General features: G+C 58.2%; 13 protein-coding genes and 7 pseudogenes. 11 read left to right on the forward strand and 9 right to left on the reverse strand.

The features are described from left to right. Genes MB84_RS27740 through MB84_RS27750 form a run of 3 tightly spaced genes read right to left on the reverse strand, consistent with a single transcriptional unit; the run spans position 1 to position 3,462 of the window. Complete coding sequence (locus MB84_RS27740) at positions 1-885, reverse strand: ABC transporter permease (protein WP_052654762.1); 885 nt, start codon at positions 883-885, stop codon at positions 1-3. A 13-nt stretch (positions 886-898) separates the two neighbouring features. Next, complete coding sequence (locus tag MB84_RS27745; protein WP_052654763.1) at positions 899-1,837, reverse strand: ABC transporter permease subunit; 939 nt, start codon at positions 1,835-1,837, stop codon at positions 899-901. A gap of 11 nt (positions 1,838-1,848) precedes the next feature. Further along, positions 1,849-3,462, reverse strand: a complete 1,614-nt coding sequence (locus tag MB84_RS27750) for a peptide ABC transporter substrate-binding protein (protein ID WP_052654764.1) — start codon at positions 3,460-3,462, stop codon at positions 1,849-1,851. Between the two features lie 162 nt (positions 3,463-3,624). On the opposite strand from MB84_RS27750, the gene MB84_RS27755 reads away from it, so the two are divergent. Both MB84_RS27755 and MB84_RS30665 read left to right on the forward strand, forming a co-directional pair. Next, positions 3,625-3,831 carry a hypothetical protein gene (locus tag MB84_RS27755; protein WP_052654638.1) on the forward strand — a complete coding sequence of 69 codons (207 nt, stop codon included), beginning with the start codon at positions 3,625-3,627 and terminating at the stop codon, positions 3,829-3,831. 511 nt (positions 3,832-4,342) lie between these two features. Then, positions 4,343-4,519 (forward strand): annotated as a pseudogene (locus MB84_RS30665) (IS6 family transposase); the annotation flags it as partial. A gap of 54 nt (positions 4,520-4,573) precedes the next feature. On the opposite strand, the gene MB84_RS27760 reads toward MB84_RS30665, so the two are convergent. Next, a complete protein-coding gene (locus MB84_RS27760) occupies positions 4,574-5,308 on the reverse strand; it encodes an IS6 family transposase (RefSeq protein ID WP_052654639.1) in 735 nt (244 codons plus the stop codon). Between the two features lie 244 nt (positions 5,309-5,552). Here MB84_RS27760 and MB84_RS27765 point away from each other — a divergent pair, with 244 nt between their 5' ends. The 4 genes and pseudogenes from MB84_RS27765 to MB84_RS27780 all read left to right on the forward strand — a co-directional run bounded on the left by MB84_RS27765 (position 5,553) and on the right by MB84_RS27780 (position 9,969). After that, positions 5,553-6,920, forward strand: coding sequence for an amino acid permease (locus MB84_RS27765; protein WP_052654641.1), 1,368 nt, complete (start codon positions 5,553-5,555; stop codon positions 6,918-6,920). Between the two features lie 321 nt (positions 6,921-7,241). Next, positions 7,242-8,837, forward strand: coding sequence for a glycosyltransferase family 39 protein (locus MB84_RS27770; protein WP_245725626.1), 1,596 nt, complete (start codon positions 7,242-7,244; stop codon positions 8,835-8,837). Between the two features lie 68 nt (positions 8,838-8,905). Next, a pseudogene (locus tag MB84_RS27775) lies at positions 8,906-9,196 on the forward strand (IS3 family transposase); the annotation flags it as partial. Positions 9,197-9,267: 71 nt separating this feature from the next. Then, complete coding sequence (locus tag MB84_RS27780; protein ID WP_052654647.1) at positions 9,268-9,969, forward strand: IS6 family transposase; 702 nt, start codon at positions 9,268-9,270, stop codon at positions 9,967-9,969. Positions 9,970-10,310: 341 nt separating this feature from the next. Here MB84_RS27780 and MB84_RS31370 read toward each other — a convergent pair. Next, positions 10,311-10,563 (reverse strand): annotated as a pseudogene (locus MB84_RS31370) (recombinase family protein); the annotation flags it as partial. Continuing rightward, positions 10,535-10,693, reverse strand: a pseudogene (locus tag MB84_RS30400) (transposase); the annotation flags it as partial. The pseudogenes MB84_RS30400 and MB84_RS31370, both read right to left, overlap by 29 nt. Positions 10,694-11,032: 339 nt before the next feature. On the opposite strand from MB84_RS30400, the gene MB84_RS27790 reads away from it, so the two are divergent. Next, complete coding sequence (locus tag MB84_RS27790; RefSeq protein WP_157123136.1) at positions 11,033-11,200, forward strand: hypothetical protein; 168 nt, start codon at positions 11,033-11,035, stop codon at positions 11,198-11,200. A gap of 409 nt (positions 11,201-11,609) precedes the next feature. After that, positions 11,610-13,325 (forward strand): hypothetical protein, encoded by a 1,716-nt coding sequence (locus tag MB84_RS27795; RefSeq protein WP_065225915.1) that lies wholly within the window; start codon positions 11,610-11,612, stop codon positions 13,323-13,325. A 29-nt stretch (positions 13,326-13,354) separates the two neighbouring features. On the opposite strand, the pseudogene MB84_RS27800 reads toward MB84_RS27795, so the two are convergent. Next, a pseudogene (locus tag MB84_RS27800) lies at positions 13,355-13,633 on the reverse strand (IS4 family transposase); the annotation flags it as partial. Between the two features lie 490 nt (positions 13,634-14,123). On the opposite strand from MB84_RS27800, the gene MB84_RS30405 reads away from it, so the two are divergent. Continuing rightward, positions 14,124-14,300 (forward strand): hypothetical protein, encoded by a 177-nt coding sequence (locus MB84_RS30405; RefSeq protein WP_157123138.1) that lies wholly within the window; start codon positions 14,124-14,126, stop codon positions 14,298-14,300. Positions 14,301-14,561: 261 nt separating this feature from the next. Here MB84_RS30405 and MB84_RS27805 read toward each other — a convergent pair whose 3' ends face one another. Continuing rightward, positions 14,562-16,100 (reverse strand): IS3 family transposase, encoded by a 1,539-nt coding sequence (locus MB84_RS27805; RefSeq protein ID WP_046289882.1) that lies wholly within the window; start codon positions 16,098-16,100, stop codon positions 14,562-14,564. Between the two features lie 42 nt (positions 16,101-16,142). On the opposite strand from MB84_RS27805, the pseudogene MB84_RS27810 reads away from it, so the two are divergent. After that, positions 16,143-16,382: pseudogene (locus tag MB84_RS27810) on the forward strand (IS21 family transposase); the annotation flags it as partial. A gap of 56 nt (positions 16,383-16,438) precedes the next feature. Here MB84_RS27810 and MB84_RS27815 read toward each other — a convergent pair. Beyond that, positions 16,439-16,945, reverse strand: a pseudogene (locus tag MB84_RS27815) (IS66 family transposase); the annotation flags it as partial. A 126-nt stretch (positions 16,946-17,071) separates the two neighbouring features. On the opposite strand from MB84_RS27815, the gene MB84_RS27820 reads away from it, so the two are divergent. After that, the gene (locus MB84_RS27820; RefSeq protein ID WP_046290953.1) at positions 17,072-18,337 is read left to right on the forward strand and encodes an IS256 family transposase; all 1,266 of its coding nucleotides are present in this window, start codon (positions 17,072-17,074) and stop codon (positions 18,335-18,337) included. Positions 18,338-18,368 lie beyond the last annotated feature (31 nt).

Here is an 18,368-nt window from a genome sequence, read left to right on the forward strand (position 1 = left end):
TCAGCGATCCTTGGGGTCGAGGGCGTCACGCAGGCCGTCGCCCACAAAGTTGACGCAATACAGCGTCACGCACAGCAGGGTGGCGGGCGCCAGCAATAACCACGGCATCGATTCCAGTTTTTGCGCGCCATCCTGGATCAGCATGCCCCAGCTCGTCATCGGTTCCTGCACGCCGAGGCCGAGGAATGAGAGTACCGATTCGGTCAGCACAATGTTTGACACCGACACCGTCGCGTACACGATGACCACGCCGATCAGGTTGGGCACGACATGGCGTCGCAAGATCGTCGTGGTCGGAACGCCCATTGCACGTGCGGCGTCGACGAACTCGCGGTTGCGTAGCGACAGCGTTTGGCCACGCGCGACGCGCGCCATATCGATCCAGGAGAACGCGCTGATGGTCAGGATGACCAGCCCGAACGAGCGGCCGAACACCGTCATCGTCAAGATCGCAATCAATAGGTACGGGATGGCGTACATCATGTCCACGACGCGCATCATAAGGGCGTCGATGCGCCCCCCCGCGAACCCGGCCGCGGCGCCCCAGGCGACGCCGAACAGACCGGACACCAATGTGCCGAGCAGGCCGACCTCGAGCGACACGCGTCCGCCAATGAGCGTGCGCACGAGCAGGTCGCGGCCGAGCTCGTCAGTGCCGAACCAGTGCTGGTTCGCGAGCGCCGGCGCGAGGCTGATCGCGTCCCAGTCGCTCTCGGCGGGGTCCGCCGCGAGTAGCCACGGGCCGACGAAGCAAGCGAGCGTGATGAGCGTGAGCAGCACCAAGCTGAACACCGCGGCACGGTTGTGAAGGAAGCGCGCGAACACGAGCGCGAGGGGCGAGCGCGCTGGCGCGGGATGATAGACGACGGGAGTAATCGGACTCATCGCAGACGCTCGATTAATAACGGATGCGCGGATCGAGCCATGCGTAGGCAAGGTCGACCAGCAGATTGAAGAGCACCGCGCATGCGGTCGTGAGCACTGTCAGGCCGAGCACCAACGTGTAGTCGCGGTTGATTGCGCCGTTCACGACGAGCTGCCCGAGCCCCGGCAGCGCGAACACCGACTCGGTCACAACGGCCGCCGTGATCGAGGTGATGCAAACGGTGCCGATCAGCGACACCACCGGCATGAGCGCGGGCTTGAGCGCGTGGCGCAACACGATTGTGGCGCCCGACAAGCCCTTTGCGCGTGCTGTGCGGATGTACGTGCTTGAGAGCACCTCAATCATCGAACCGCGCATCACGCGTGCGAGCGACGACACGTTAATGAGCGTGAGTAGCGCGACCGGCAGCAGCCGGTGCCGCCAACCGCCGTCACCCCAGCCTCCAGCGGGGAGCCAGCCGTTACCCGCTGAGGTGCTGAGTAAGATCGCAAAGATCCACACCAGCACCGGGCCAAGCACAAAGGGCGGCACAACGTTGCCGAGGTTGCCAATCAACATCACGAAGCGATCGAGCATGCTGTCGCGACGCACCGCCGCGACGGTCCCCAGCAACACGCCGACCACGATCGAGAGGGGGATCGACACGCCGCCCACCCCCAGACTCACCGGCAGCGCCTTCTTCACAAGATCGTTTACCGACCAGTCGGCGTAGCGAAGCGACGGGCCGAGATCGCCGTGCATCAGCAGACCGAGATACCGCAGGTATTGCTGCCACAGTGGCTCGTCAAGGTGGTACTTCGCCTTCAGATTCGCCAGCGTTGCCGCGGACATCTGCTTTTCCGTGTCGAACGGGCCGCCGGGCGTCAAATGCAGCAGCAAGTAGCACGCAGTAATGACGGCGAGCACCGTCGGCACCGCCCACAATATGCGCCTGAGTGCATAGGCCAACATGTTCGCTCCGCTCAGTGTTTGATCAGGTACATGTCTTGTGAGGCGCGCATGTCGAGTACGTTGCTCAAGGAGTAGCCGCCGATAAAGGGCTTCACGAGACGGCTGGCAGAGAACTGGAACAGCGGCACTAGAGGCGTTTCGTTCATCGCCATGTCGTGCGCCCGCGTGAGCAGCACGGCGCGCGCCGTTTCATCGAGCTGCCGGTTGCCTTCATCGACGAGCGCGTCGACCTGCTGGTTGCAGTAGCCGAGGTTGTTCTGCGCGCTGCCGCAGCGGAGCAGATCGAAGAAGGTCGTCGCGTCGTTGTAATCGGCGAACCAGGCATCGCGCGCGATCTGTACCTTGCCCTCATGTCGCTGCTTCATCAGCACCTTGAACTCCACGTTCTCAAGCGCCGTGCTTATGCCAAGCTTGGTACGCCACTCCGACGCCGCGAACAGCGCAACCTTCTTGTGCAGGGCGTTGGTGTTGTACGTGAGTGTGAGTGACAGCGGCTTCGCGTCCGAGTAACCGGCCTGCCTAAGCAGGTCCTTCGCGGTCGCAACGCGCTTGGCCATCGGCCACCCCGCCCAAGCCGGCGTGAAGGGGCGCGCGCCTTTTGTGCCGTGCGGTATTAGGCCGTACATCGGCGTCTCGCCAGCTTGCGTGAGCTTGGTGGTCAGTACGTCGCGATCGATCACCATCGACAACGCCTCGCGCACGCGTTTATCCTTCAATGCCGCGTCGCGATTGTTCAGGTAATAGTAGTAGGTCGCGAGCTGCTGGCCACCACGCAGCTCACCGCCGAACTGCTTACTGAGCTGGGGGAAGAGGCCCGACGGAATTGAGTAGCTGTAGTCGATTTGACCGGCCTGGTACATGCGCATCGCGGTTTCGTCGCTTTCGATCGGCAGGTAGGTCACCTTATTGATCACCACGTGGGGCGCGTTCCAGTACTTCGCGCTCTTCGTCATCACGATGCGGTGATTCGGCTGCCAGTCGCTGAGCTGGTATGCGCCGTTGCTTATGAGGTTGCCCGGGCGCGTCCAGGAAACGCCGAATTTCGCGATGACGTTCCTGTTGACCGGCGCCAGCGGCGCCATCGCGGTGAGCTCGGGGAAGAATGCGACGGGCACATCCGTCGTCACTTCGAGCGTGAACGCATCGATTGCGCGCACGCCCAGCGTCGACGGCGCGGCCTTACCCGCGATGATGTCCTTCGCATTCTTCATGAATTCGACGAGAATCGTGTACTTCGAGCCCGTCCTCGGATCGACGAGACGTTGCCACGCATAGACAAAATCGACGGCCGTCACCGGCTCGCCGTTGCTCCACTTGGCGTCGTGGCGCAACGTGAAAGACCACGTCAGCGACGTCTTGCGCTCCCACGACTTTGCCACGCCCGGCACGACCTGGCCGTCTGCGTCGATGCGGGTGAGCCCTTCGAAAAGGTCGAGGCCGATCGTGTTGCCCGTCCATGATTCGATATGGGCCGGGTCGAGCGACTCCACTTCGGCGGGTACCTGGCGCGTCATGTCCTGCTGAGAAGCGAGCCCCACGTTCGGCGGGACCGTCACGGCACGGGCGGCGAGCGCTGTAACGCAAAGGGCGGCCAGCACGACTGACATGGCATAAAAAATTCTCATCGGAGGCAGCCTCGCAAATAGTCTTTTCATGAGCGTCGCGCGGCGACGGACACGTATCCATGGTCGGGCGGGAAATTCGCCACATGAATAGGGGCCGTTGGCTTCCCCCCATTCGCCCCTGCCGACCGTTTTCTAAGCCGGGCCGATACGAACCCACACGGCATGCTGTTCCGCTACCGTTCGACAGCCTCGCGTCATGGGCTCGCGCTGGCGATCGATAACGGAGCGTGCTGGACAGACCAACTGGAGGTCGAGGGCGGTGCGGGCGAATTTTCGTACCCGGCGTTGATCGGTGTGGACGGCGCCTTGTATCTCACGTACACGTGGAATCGTAAGAATATCGCGTTCCGCGTGCTGCGGGAAGCATGAGGCAACGGCGTGCCCGGGTGCCGAGTAAGCCGGGTGGCGACGAACGGGGCGCCCGTTAGGGTCGTCGGCCGTCGGGCAGGCAAGGCGGTGCGGGAGACGCGCGATAACGGCTTGCGAAGTTGCTAAATGAGTGACGGCAACCGGTGGCAGCCGCCGCGTCGCACCGTTTCCCTCGACGGCGGCTATGCCACCGACGGTCAAACGTGATCATTTTTCAAAAGCGGCAAGTTTCATACCGTTCTCCCCGCGGTAGACCGTACTTGCATCCGACGAACTCCGTGCTACTCACGCGAGTGCCTCGCGGCGAAGCGCCAGATTTGATTTCCGCATTTACCGCGCGGGTGTCTGAGACCAACGCGTGTCGACTTGGCGGCAGGTAGGCGTGTACGGCCAGCTCGCAGATTTTGTCGATCTGTCCGCAGGCTTGTGCACGCGCGCCGAGGATGGCTGCGCTCAGGCGCCTGCGCGCGGGTATTGTCAGGTTGTTAGGCGGTGGAGGATAGAATGCGGCATGAAAAAAACCTCAGTCAGCCCCGCGCGCTCGAGCGAGGACGCGATCTCATTCAAAGGCTACCGTTTTCCGTCCGACATCATCAGCTACGCAGTGTGGCTGTATTACCGGTTCCCGCTGAGCCTGCGCATGATTGAGGAGATGCTGGCCGCCCGCGGGATCGAACTCACGTACGAAAGGCGTTGTCAACTTAGGGATGTCGTCGAAGCCGATGCACGAATCGACAGCGATTCAAAAAGTATGAGACGGAGTTTGGGCAACGTGGGTGAATCCACGCCATTGAGCAAAGTGCACCGCGAGCTGTTTGCGAAAGAGCGGCGCGCGCAGCAAATGTCGTTTGAGTGCGAAGTGTTGCCGGATTGACCCGAAGCTCGAGAGGAAGGTTTGCGTGCGCGCTGGGTCGCGAAAGCCCCGCATGCGCCGCTCGCGCTCCCGCGTCGGCTGATGGCTGTTCTCCGCGCGGTTGTTGCCCCGAGCCGCTGCTTTGACGAACACATGCTTCACATTGGCCAGCGCCGCGATGTCGGCTTTGGCCGCTCGATAGCTGCGCAGTTGATCGGTCACGATCTTGTGCGGCACCGGGTTCGAGCGCAGCACGTGCTTGAAGAAGCGCTTGGCGGCCGCCTTGTCGCGCCGCTTCTGCAGCAGGATGTCGATTTCCGCGCCATGCGCTTCGACGGCGCGCCACAGCAGGTACTGCTCACCGCGCAGGCTCACGAACATCTCGTCGAGGTGCCACGTGCTACCGGGCTTGCGGCGTGCCGCTTTGACCCGGTGAGCAAAGCCCGCGCCAAACTTGTCGCACCAGCGGCGGATCGTCTCGTAGCTGACTATCACCCCACGCTCAAACAGCAACTCTTCGATGTCGCGCAAGCTGAGCTGAAATCGGAAGTACCAACGCACGGCATGGCTGATGACCGACGCCGGGAATCGGTGGCCGTGATAGAGTGATTTCGGTTTTCTCATAGCTTCACCGTACGCCAACTTACCGATAATGTGACAGTGCCATTGATGGAGCCCCTCGGCTATATCCCGCCCGCCGAAGCTGAGGCAAACTACTATCGGCAACTTGAAACAGCTGCCGCTGAACCCGCATTAACTTAAACCAACCAGCCTCCACGATTCCCGGGGCGGTTCACCACGCTTGCTGATGCCTAGCAAAGCCGATGGGTTTAATGATGTCATTTTATCTAAAACAAGGAAAGCACTGATGCAGCAAGGAAAGACAAAAGCAAACGATCTACATCGGGGGCTTGGGCAACGACAGATGCGGCTGATCGCGCTTGGGGCAGCGATCGGCGTGGGCCTTTTTCTAGGTTCGGCCAACGCCATTATGCTGGCCGGTCCTGGCATTATCCTGTCCTACCTCATTGGCGGCGCCGTGATCTTCGTGATCATGCGCGCGCTTGGCGAAATGGCCGTGCACAACCCAGTCGCCGGATCGTTCAGCCGCTACGCGCATAACTATCTCGGGCCTCTCGCGGGCTACCTGACGGGCTGGAACTATTGGTTTCTCTGGATCGTCACGTGCATCGCGGAAATTACTGCCGTTGGCATCTACATGGGGGTCTGGTTTCCTGACGTGCCTCGTTGGATCTGGGCGCTAGCTGCGCTGGCCTCCATGGGGACCGTCAACCTTCTCAGTGTCAAAGCGTATGGTGAATTTGAGTTTTGGTTCGCGCTGGTCAAGGTGGTGACGATCGTGCTAATGATTGTTGTAGGCGGGGCGATGATCGTTTTCGGCATCGGCAACCACGGTGTGCCCCTCGGTGTCTCGAACCTCTGGACGCACGGAGGGTTCTTCCCGAACGGCGCAAAGGGCGTGTTGATGTCGATGCAGATGGTGATGTTCGCCTACCTTGGCGTCGAGATAATCGGCCTTACGGCGGGCGAAGCGGCGAATCCTCAGGAGTCGATTCCGGGCGCGATCAACTCGGTGTTTTGGCGCATCCTGATTTTTTACGGCGGTGCGCTGTTCGTTATCCTGTCGATCTATCCTTGGAACGAGATCGGAACGCAAGGTAGTCCATTTGTAATGACATTCGAACGGCTTGGTATCAGGACTGCTGCGGGCATTATCAATTTCGTCGTCCTAACCGCCGCCCTGTCCTCTTGTAACGGCGGGCTGTTCAGTTCGGGACGCATGTTGTATAACCTCGCTCAGCAAGGCCAAGCGCCACGCACCTTTAGCAAGACGACGCAAAGTGGCGTGCCACGCCGGGCAATTCTGGTATCGATGGCAGCGCTGCTCGTCGGGGTGCTGCTCAACTACCTAATCCCGGAGAAGGTCTTCGTCTGGGTAACGTCGATCTCAACATTCGGTGCAATCTGGACCTGGGGCATCATTCTTGTCGCGCAGATGAGGTTTCGTGCCAGCCTGTCCCCGTCTGAGCAATGCGCGGTGCGGTTCCGGGTCCCTTTCTGGCCGTATGGATCGTGGTTCGCTCTCGCATTCTTGGCGCTTGTGATCGGGTTGATGGCTTATTTTCCCGACACACGGATCGCGCTCTATGTCGGGCCGGCTTGGCTCGCATTGCTCGTGCTCCTGCATTACACACAAGTGAGCTCGCGGCGCTGACGCCGTGCGGTGCGCTTCACGACGTGGAGCGCGAGCTCGCCGAGCTTGGCACAGGCAAGCGACGGAGACTATGCGAAGCGCGTGGCTGGCCGATTGCGCAGGCGTTACCCCCGTGGAAGATCGCGCTTCGAAAGATAACGGCCAGTGACGTTTAAAGCGAACCCGGAATTTGTGGCGGTAAATTAAGCTGTCGTCCGGGAGAGGATGGAAGACATACAATGCGACTCCACGAGTCATATGGCGGCGTCGCTCGCCCGCGCCGGGGCCTGAGTCCGGCGCCAGCTGTCCCTCTCTCACAAGCACTTCGATAACCGAACAGTCATGGCGTTGCCCCACTCCCAGCCTGGTTCCGCCCAACGCGGCCTCCCTTCCGTCCCGATGCCCTGCGAAGCAGCACCGGCCCGCTGGTCTGCTGCCTTGGCGGTGGAACGCCTCTGGGCGCTCTACCGCGCGCCGCTGGCCTTCGCCGCCTTCTTTGGCCTGGTCTGGACGCTGGTGAGTGGCATGCTTGACCCGACCGTGCCGTACGACGCGGTCGAAGCGCTGAACTGGGCGCGCAACGCCGAATGGGGCACGCCTAAAAACCCGTGGCTGACCGGCTTCGCCTTCTGGCCCGCGGTCGCGCTGAGTGGCCCTGCGCAAAGTTTCTACTGGTACGCCTCGCACTTCGCCGCCGTAGGGATCGGCCTGCTGGGTGTCTGGCAACTCGCGCTGCGCCTCACATTTCGGCGCGATCTGGCGTGGCTCGCCATGCTGAGCCTTAATGTATCTGGCGTAGTCAACATCGATATCCTGCCGTACAACGATAACTATCTACTGGTCATGCTGTGGCCGTGGATGCTGTACTTGCTCGTGCGTGCCACCTTCGACACGCCAGCGGCGTGGCCCCGATTCGCCGTCGCGGCCGGCCTCGCCGCCATGACGAAGTATTCAACGTTCGCGCTGATTGGGACGGCATTCCTACTCATGCTGGCCTCGTCCGAGGTGCGCAGCCGCTGCCGGGGGCCATGGTTCGCGCTCGGGGTAGCGATTTTCCTGGTCATGGTAATGCCCAACGCCTGGTGGCTCGCTCATCACGATTTCGCGGCATTCCGATGGGTGGGCGACCAGATCGGTGAGGGGCTGAATCTGCGTGGGCTGAAAGCCGCGATATGCGCGTTCTATCCGGTGGCCGTTCTCGCCCTCGTCCTGCGGTTGTGCGGGGTGCGGTTGCACTGGCCAGCTTCGCCCGAGGCGCGCGCGCCGCTACGTTTGCTCGTCCAGGTGCTCCTGCTGCCGCTCGTGCCGATTCTGGCGTATTTCACGATGTTCGACGGCGGGCGCGTAACGGAATGGTTGCAGCCCTTTGTCGTGCCGGCGCCGGCATTGCTTGTCGCGTACGTGGCGCGCACCGCTCCCGGGCGGGACCTCTTCCTGCGTCGCGCCATCACAGGTTTCGTGGGTGTGGCCGCCCTGGTCGTCGCAGGCTATGCTGTTTTTCTGAGCGCTAACGTGAAGAACGCCGGGCAGAAGTTCCTGGGGCTGAAGACGTTGAGCACGGTACTCGAACAGCGCTGGCAAGACCGGTACGGTGCTCCGTTGCGCTACGTGGGCGGCCACCCACTTTCGCACTGGCTGACGTTTTACGTACCGGGCAATCCGCGTCTCCTCGTTGCATGGTCAAACGCGACGCGGCCCAACATCTACACTCGCGACATTGACGAGGCGAGTGTAAGGCGCGAGGGCGTGCTGCTCGTCGGCGCGCCGGACGTGCGTTGCGCGGATTCCGACTTTACCTCGTTGCTAAAGCAGTGGCCGTCGCTAAAGCTCGACGTGACCGAAGACCTTCTGTTCTCCTTCCATGAGGGAGCCGGGCAAGAACAGAAGCGTCTATGCGTCGCGCTGGTCGCCCCGACCGAACGCCCGGTGGCGGACTGAACGGCGCGCCGGATGGTCCTGCCGCGCGCCCGTGCGCACGAGATCGTCCGGTGATCCCCCCGTCCAGTAATCAATATTGCTCCCACGATTATCAGAAGCTGCTCAGGCAATTTCAGATGCAAGCGTCGATGAGCCGCAAAGGTAATTGTTACGATAACGCCCCAATCGAATCGTTCTGGGGCACGTTAAAAACCGAGCTGGTGTACAGTCGCCGCTTCGCCACGCGCGAGCAAGCCCGACAAGCGATCACTGAGTACATCGAACTGTTCTCCAATCGACAACGCATTCAGGCCCGGCTCGATTATTTATCGCCCGCGGCATACACCGCGCGATACTTTTCTGAAAAAATCGCGGCCTGACATTTTCCGGTTCCGTCGCAATAGGGGTAGTCAGGTAGACTCCACGGTTTCGAGCACTGGGAACCCAGTCGATGAAGCATGCAGCCACACCGCCGAGAAAGCCCTTGCCCGCAGGCATCGCCAAGGTCCTGAAGCGGTTGCACTACCCGTTGGAGGTTATGTTGCAGTGCGTGCGCTGGTACGTAGCCTATTCGCTGAGCTCGCGAGATCTGGAGGAAATGATGGCCGAGCGAGGCGTGGCGGTGGACCACTCGACGATCCATCGCTGGGTGATCAAGTTGCTGCCGGTTTTCGAGAAAGCGATACGTCGCCGCCTGCGCCCAGTCGGTGAGAGCTGGCGCATGGACGAGACTTATATTCGGGTCAGAGGCCAGTGGAAATACCTCTACCGGGCGGTGGACAAGGCGGGCCACACCATTGATTTTCTGCTATGCGCACGCCGCGATACCGCCGCCGCGCGCCGGTTCTTCGAAAAAGCCATCGCCGGGCGGGGCACGCCCAAGACCGTCACCGTTGACAAAAGCGGGGCGAACCGCGCCGCGCTGCAGGCGCTGGGCGCCCAGCGCGAGACGCCCATCGAAATCCGCCAGAACAAGTACCTGAACAACCTTGTCGAGCAGGACCACCGCGCGATCAAACGGCGCGTCAGACCGATGCTGGGTTTCCAGAATTTCCGTTGTGCCCGCATCGTCCTGGGCGGCATCGAGGCCATGCACATGATTCGCAAAGGGCAGATGTTTGCCCCAAAGGGACGCCGTGCGTCCCCTGCTTAGCAATTCTATGCACTGGCCGCGTAAAAACCAACGCGCCCCTGGCTTCGCTTCCGCGCAACTTCGTTATCGCGACAGAACCCCTCTCGTTCCTTCTGCCAGCGCCCCGAACACGAGGAAGATGAACCGCCCGCCTCGCGTGGTGATGTCGATGGCCTCCGTAAGAGGTCGCGGTTCGCCAAGTCGATCGAGGTGCCGGCGGTCCGGAAATCGCCGAGCAGGTCGCAAGAGTAAACTTGCTTCTGTTCTTGACATGGAACTTCAGCACGACATTTACGCGCCGCTCACCGGTGCAGCATCCGGTTCCAACGCCGTCGGTTTCGTGTTGCTCTGGCCGTACCGGATCGCACGGCTAATCGTGCTTCGGCTGCAACCGATGGTCCGTTGTACGACAGACCAGGAACTGCCGCTGGCCAGCAAGCGATTGATGGCACCGTACCGCGTGTGATCCGCCTGACGGCCAAGCTACTTGCCGGCCAACTTGGCCTTGGCAATGCCCTGCGATTGCCGTTCGCGGCGTTGCTCGTAATCCCGGCGGGCAATGGCAGCGAGCATATCCATGAGCATGTCGTTGATGGCGCCGAACATCCGCGCATTGCCAGTTCGCCAGCGTCTTGCTCGAGATTGACAGCCGCCTGTCCGCCTCGCTACTGCCCACCTCGTGCGCCAGCTTGACTGCTTCTGCACGAAACTCCGGGGTGTAGCTCGCTTTGGGTATTCGATTCATAGTGCTCTCCGTCTCGTCATTGTACGAAACGTTGGCTTCCACTTTTTCCGACCCACCTCAGGACGTTGGCCGTTGGCGACAGCGCACACCTAAGGTGTTTGCCCGATAGTGGTCTGCGTGACACGGCTCTGACAATGAAAGCAAAATATCCGCCGTGCTTGGCGTGACAGCGCCCCACCCGTCGCGCTGTTGTCGACGACGGCACCGTTGAAAAATGAACGTAGCGTGCGGCCTTTCGCAGGAACGAGTGACCGAGTGATGCCCGCGCCGAGCGTAGAAGCCGCCCATGCGTTTAGGTCATACCGAGGAGCAAGCCTGCCTGGGGGCGCAGGACAGTGGATGAGGGCCCGTCAGTACGAACAGGGCGCAACGGCCTACAAGCGGGGAGGGTGGATGGGGATGGCCAGAAGCGTCTACCGACAGCTTGCGGACGGCCACCTGGACGCGGGTCGGTACGAGCAGGCCGAAGAAGCCGGCAAGCTGGCGAAGGGCGACGGCGTCAGATAGATGGTATAGATTTGCGACAATCGGCGCGGCCCCAACGGAGATCATGTGATTTGCGCCTTGAAGGTCAAGAGCAACGGCCATCTTCATAAGATCGTCATCGATCCATGGCTGGGCATGTCCATGACATATGACGATTATCTGAAATACGTCGCCTCTCATCCCAACCCGCCTTACACATTCTCACATACCCAAGTCAGTCGTAACGAAACCGTGACCAGTCTAGTGAATCAACCGGATTTTTTAAGCAAGCCCGCGAATTCATCAAAAAATATCTCGATTAAACCGAGCACTCGTCACGTCCTCAGATACCTGCGCGATCTGCCGAGCAATCTCAATGCGCATGAAGCGGGGCAAAAGCTACGCCGAAGAATCGGAGATTGCCTAATTTATTGTCAATACGGATGACGATATGACATCAATCAAGATTACCCCGGTCCATAATTTTGGAGCCAAGACATTCAGCGAAAAAAATACCGATCGCACCAATGACAAAATATATGATTTCAAAAAATCTTCAAACACAGAGAAGCAAGCGCATTTAAAAAGAATTAAATCGGTCCTGGAAGCATTCATGGCGGCAAACATAGACAAAAAAGCCAGAGCGGAATTTATCCATAAAAAATACAGGGCAACCGAAAATTACTTTAACGGTGCCGTAGGAAATTTATTTTCCGATAAACTCGAAGAAGGCGGGATGAACCTAAATTTCGGCCACCTTGACAACGGAATTTTTACGCGAAGCAACGACCAGGCGTTTAATACCGTATTGTGCCGAATAATGGAATACGCCAAAGCAATTATTAAAGAAGACAATATAAAAAACACAACGGCCGACGAAATTATTGCCTTGATTTATAGAATTGAGAATGGCGACCACGTTACAAGCGATAATTGCAGCGTAGATTTAAAGCTAAATAATAAAAAATATGAGAGCGTAGGGTGGGCTGTGGTAGAAAATGATATTCAAATGCGCGAACTTGAGCCACGAGGTTTTTCGAAGACCGATCTCGATGCATATCATAAGTTCGCCGATTTTTTTAATCGGGTCATGGTGCCAGAAAACGACAATGCTGCCATGTATGAGTTCTTTGGAAATGTAGTCAGTCACATAAGGGGGCGCGACGTCGAGTCAGGTGAGAGACTTGAGGCTTCGCTCAAAAATCAAATAATCCAGACAGCCGATAAGCCGGAACCTTATTTCTTGGTTGTAATGACTGATTTATCCACAATAAAAAATAATAAATATTTATCGGGTATCTTCTGTCACGAGATCGAAAACAGGCTTGCATCTATTGTTGATATGAGAAAAAAACAAGCAAGCGCTCACGATGAGCTAAGGAATATGGGGTTATCATTTGTAAATGATAAAAAATTCACTATTGTAAAATTTAATAATCCCGCTACGGATGAACAAGATTTAACTGGCGTAAAGTTTGGAGTAAATCTTGATATCATCGATTTAGATCACGAAGAGATTCGTGACTTTTTTATTGAATTATGTTCAAAAATATATGAGGGAGTGGCTTCTATCGAAGAAATAAAAATTAACAATGCGATGTTTCATGGCGTGCTGCCAAAAGATAGTAAAAAAATTATGTTCGAAGATCGTCAAAATATCATCGATGGTATCGACGTCAATCAAATCACCGTGAAATTAAAAAAGGAAATTTTACCAGAGGAATTTATAAACGTAACCATGAAACTGGAGGGATTTGCCAATAAAAAATTCAAAGATAGGCACGTAAATAGATTAAAAGGAGATTATGTCGGCGTCGGACAATTAAAATACGTCACTGTGAGCTTGGGTGACGGTACTTATGATTTTAGGGATGACGTTAAAAATTTTGTTGATCAAAACCCGAATTTTTTTCGCGATTTTGTTGGGCTAAATAGAGAGCTAGTTGAATATCATGAGGAGTTGACGGGGCGCCGCTTGGAACTTCCTGAAATTTCTGATTTCAGCGAGGAAAGCAAAACTATATTCTTGGAAAATTTGGCGGCTGTTATGGACCTCCTGGACACCCGGGATCTCGCGGCAGTAAAAGATAAGATGCTCAATTTTCTTTTTAGAAAAGCGCTTAATCGGTCCTTCAAACCTTCGTATATCCGCTCGTTCACGTTATGATCGGTGACTATCCTTGTAAACCCATTTCATTACACACAAGTCTGCTCCTCAAGCTCGCGTGCGTATCTGATGCCGGCAGCAAAATCGACCACTCGCTGCATGCCTAGCCAGATGGTTTTGACGCCAGGCTCGCCGTCGCCATTGCGGGCCAGGAAGCCGCCGAGTCTGGCGACGAGCCGTACCACTTCGTTTAGCCGGGGCAGTTTGTCGGGTGGGGCCTTTTTGTTGAGGATGAAGGCGGCCTTCCATTCATCGGCCTCGAATAGCAGTGCGGCATCGAGGTCAGGGCAAGTTCGACCTAAGCGCATGTGAGGTCGGTCGGAAAAAGTGGAAGCCAACGTTTCGTACAATGACGAGACGCAGAGCACCATGAATCGAATACCCAAAGCGAGCTACACCCCGGAGTTTCGGCAGCACACAACGTCCGAAGACTGAGGCCGAGTCAGAGCTGAGCCGCGTCAAGCGCGAGCTCGCAGAGGTCAATATGGAGCGTGATCTGTTAAAAAAATTGCGGCCTACTTCGCCGTAAGCGTTCGATCCATACCGTCTTTTCGTGATGTTGCAGGGAAGGCACTCTGATTCCCATCAGAAGTAATGGGAATCAGAGTGATGAAGCAGGCCAGGCGCGGCAGACGAGTAGGCTCGAAGAATTACACGAAGGAGTTCCGGGCGGCGGTGGTTGCCTAAGCGAATGATCCGACCCGCTCAATTGCTGAGGTGGCGCTCGCCCACGGGTTGAATGCCAACATGGTTGCCCAGTGGCGGCGAAGATCAGCGGATGAGCCCAAAGCATCTTTGATGTCCAACACAACGCTGCTACCGGTCGACGTGGTCGATATGCCGTTGGAAAGCCCGGCAAAGCGTCATGCCGCGTCTGCGGGCGCAACGCCATTGTCGGGCGTGATTGAAGTGCAGATTGGCAAAGCGCTCGTCAGGATCGATGGCCCAGTTGATGTGTGTCACGGATCGGCGTAATGACGCCGGGGATGATCGCCGTAATGGCGCCAGTTGGAAGGTAAGCACTCGATGTGTACCGCATGCAGGACGTAGATCTTGCGTCGCGCGTGCGCCATGCACGCCGCTTCGCGGATGCTGTCGTTTTCATAAAGTGAATCACCCCGGATTTTCCGGAGGCTGTTTTGCTTGAGTCACGCCGCGATGGCGAGGTAATCCGCCCGCGTGTTGATGTGCACCGAGAATTGACCCTTGGGGATGCGGCTATTTTCTTGGACTGTTTTACGTCGTTAACCCGAGGCTTTCACGGTACTCGATGGGGCTGAGATAGCCAAGGGAGCCCTTGATCCGCTTTTCGTTGTACCAGCGAATGTAGGCGTTCAGTGCCTCTACGAATTGCACGATGGTCGTCGAACGCCAGTCCCCTGGATAGAACATTTCGGTCTTCAGCCTTCCGAAGAATCCCTCACAGGCCGCATTGTCTGGTGAGCAGGCTTTACGCGACATGGATCGGATCAGATTAGCCTTTGCAACTCGCGATAGCCAGCCAGGCCAACGGTAGTGGCCACCCCGATCGGAATGTACGATCGGCTTCTCATCGTCCTCGGTCACGGTCTCGATAGCCGCATCTAACATGGTATTCACGAGCTCGGCGTCGGGGCTTGTGCCAATCGACCAACTGACTACCATGCCATCGAAGCAGTCGATCATCGGCGATAGATATACCTTCCCGGCCGGGATCTGGAACTCGGAGATATCCGTCAGCCACTTTTCGTTGGGGGCGGTAGCGTGGAAATCGCGATTGATGATGTTATCTGGGGCAGGGCTAATTTCCCCGACATAAGAACGATATCGGCGCCGCTTGGGCCTCGCCGCGTAGAGGCCGCCTTGTTTCATGAGGCGACGCACGACTTTCTCCGATAGAAACACGCGTTGTCTGCTGAGCGCTGCCTGCACCCGACGATAGCCGTAGGATCGGTGATTGTCCTCGAAGATTTCCGCAACGGTACGACGAACTTCGGCATATTTGTCGGCAACCCGCATGGGCGACCGATGGTAGAAATAGGAGCTGCGCGCCAAGTCCAGCTGCTCAAGCAGCTCAGCCAAAACGTACTGCTCTCTCAGGGCGTCAACCAGCGTCGTCTTCTCCCGGTTGCTCAGGAGTTGCAGGTCGACGCCCAGGTCTTTTTTTAGGAGTTCATTCGCCTTCTTCAACAGGTCCTGTTCAAGCTGCAGATTGCGAATTTTGCGCTGGAGCGCTTCGACCTGCCGTTCCAGTTCGTCCCGATCTGTCTCTGCGGGCGAGCCTTTGTCGCGTTTCATGGATGCAGGAGCCTCTCGGCCGAGTAACTGGTTCTTCCAGTTGTACAGCGTCACCCTGTCGACGTCCAGCTTTCGGGCCACCGCCTCTGCACTTCCTTCCCGTGTGCACAGTTCGTACACCGCAGCCTGCTTGGACACCAATGAAGCAGTTGGTCGACCGGCCTTGCCAACCACGCATTTCCTGGTTTCCGGATAGCGCTCGCGAACCCACTCCGTTAGTATCTGGCGACAGGGATAGCCCAATGTCCTGAGGGTGAAGGCGAAGCAGCGCCCGTGGTTGACGTAATGCTCGAGTGCTACGTTCTTCTGTTCTTCTGAGTACTTCGGCTTTACGCGAACATACCCCCTCTGCAGATCGCCAATCTTCTCGAATTCGTTACACCACGCCTTGAGAGAATTCTTCGTCGGGTAACCCAACTGGCGAATGGTCGCTTTGCTGCGCTTCCCGAGTTTCAGGTACAGCTCGACCGCCCGAACGCGTTCTTGGTATGAATACATGGACTACCTTCAAAGTAGTCCAAGATTTTGTCCGCATCCCCGTATGCCTTCGTGGGAGGCTTGCGCCGGCGGCTCGAGGTCGCCCACGTCAAACTCAACGCCAGTCGCGCATTCTGGTTGGTTGCCTATCCCACGCAGAGCCACGAGATGCTATTCGACGCACATGCTCGAGCTTTTGCAGCATTTGGTGGCGTGCCTCGCCGGGGGATCTACGACAACATGAAGACCGCGGTTGACAAGGTCGGCCGAGGTAAAGAGCGAGCGATCAACGCTCGTTTTGAGGGTAAGCGCTCGATGTGTACCGTAGATCGGGTTGTTGACGCGGCGGTAAATGGCGGTTAGCGAATGGGTTCGATCTTGGCGATGTCAGGCAGTTGCTGGGCCACGTTCCACGGCAGCAACTCGTCGATCCGATTGACCGGGTGATCGGCGATGCGCTCGAGCACGTAGGCGAGGTAGGCTTCGGGGTTGATGCCGTTCAAGCGCGCCGTGCCGATCAGGCTGTACATTGCCGCAGCACGCTCACCGCCCGAGTCGGCGCCGGCAAACAGATAATTGCGGCGGCCAATCGCCACGCCGCGCAGCGCACGCTCGGCAATCAGGTTATCGATCTCCGCCTGCCCATCCTCGCAGTAATAGGCGAGCGCGGGCCAGCGGTTCAGGGAGTACTGAATCGCGCGGGTGGTGTCGGACTTCGCAGAGAGTGTTGGCAGCACTGATTCGTACCACTGCCGTAACGCTTCGAGCCGAGGTACAGCCTGTGCCTGTCGCACTTGCCGTCGCTCGTCCGGTGGTTTGCCCCGGATTTCGGCTTCTATGCAATATAGCTCGCCGATGCGGTGCAGGAGCTATTGTCGAATCTGGTGTACGGAGTGCTTTGGGAAATATGAGAAGGCGGTGGCGGTTTAGCTGAGAATGTTGCTTGTCGAAGGCACACCGAGCAAAGCCGGCGCGAGCCGGCCCCGACCACCATGAAGAAGATTATGAAAGAAACGAACGGCAGAAAAGCACAAACGAAGAGCGCGCTCGATGAACTGATCCAGCAAGGCGCGCGGCAGATCATCGAGCAGGCAGTCGAAGCGGAACTGGCGAGCATGCTTGAACAGTACAGCAACGTGAGGTCGATCGACGGTCGGCGTGCCGTGGTGCGCAACGGCTACCTACCAGAGCGCGAAGTCGTCACGGCCATCGGTCCGGTGCCGGTTCGGGTACCGAAGGTGCGTGATCGCTCGGGTTCGGGCATCCGCTTCAATTCGGCGGTCGTGCCGCCGTACGTTCGCAAATCCGCACGCGTGTCGGCCGCACTACCGTGGCTGTACCTGCGAGGCATCTCGACGGGCGACATGAGCGAAGCCATGGGCATCATGCTGGGCGGCCAGGTCAGCGGCCTGTCGCCAAATGTGGTGAGTCGTCTGAAGGCGCAATGGGCCGATGAGCATGCTCAGTGGAATCAGCGTGAGTTGTCGTTGGCGCGCTGGGTGTACTGGTGGGCTGACGGCATTCACACCGGCGTGCGCAGCGACGATTCCGACGGCCAGTGCCTGTTGGTGATCATTGGTGTCAAACCGGACGGAACGAAAGAGCGTGTGGCGATCAGTGACGGGTATCGGGAATCGAAGGCGTCGTGGGCCGAACTGCTGCTCGATCTGAAAAAGCGCGGTCTGCAGTCAGGGCCGCTGCTGGCTTGCGGAGATGGTGCGATGGGATTCTGGGCAGCGATGGAAGAAGTGTTCCCGCAGACCAAGCATCAGCGCTGCTGGTTCCACAAGATGGGCAACGTGCTCAACGCGCTGCCGAAATCGCAGCAGGCCCGCGCCAAAAAGGCGATGCAGGACATTTGGATGGCCGCCACGCGTGCCGAAGCGCTGGTTGCCTTCAATCACTTCGTTGATACCCACTCGGCAAAGTATCCGAAGGTGGTCGAAAAGCTGACGCAAGATCGCGACGAGCTGCTGGCATTTTACGATTTCCCGGCCGAACACTGGCAGCATCTGCGCACGACGAATCCGATTGAATCGACCTTCGCGACGGTGCGTCACCGCACCAAGCGCACGCGCAACTGCGTCTCGCGCGCGACGTTCCTCGGCCTGGCATTCAAGCTGATCGAGTCGGCCGAAGACTCGTGGCGGCGCATCCGCGCCCCCGAAAAGATCGCGACGATGCTTGACGGGATGACGTTCAAGGATGGAGAGCCGGTGACCGACAGCACACCGGCTCAGCAGCCCCTGGCCGCCTAATCTTGCTCACGCCCCGTACACCAGATTTGAC

It is taken from the genome of Pandoraea oxalativorans, assembly GCF_000972785.3.
Lineage (GTDB): Bacteria > Pseudomonadota > Gammaproteobacteria > Burkholderiales > Burkholderiaceae > Pandoraea > Pandoraea oxalativorans.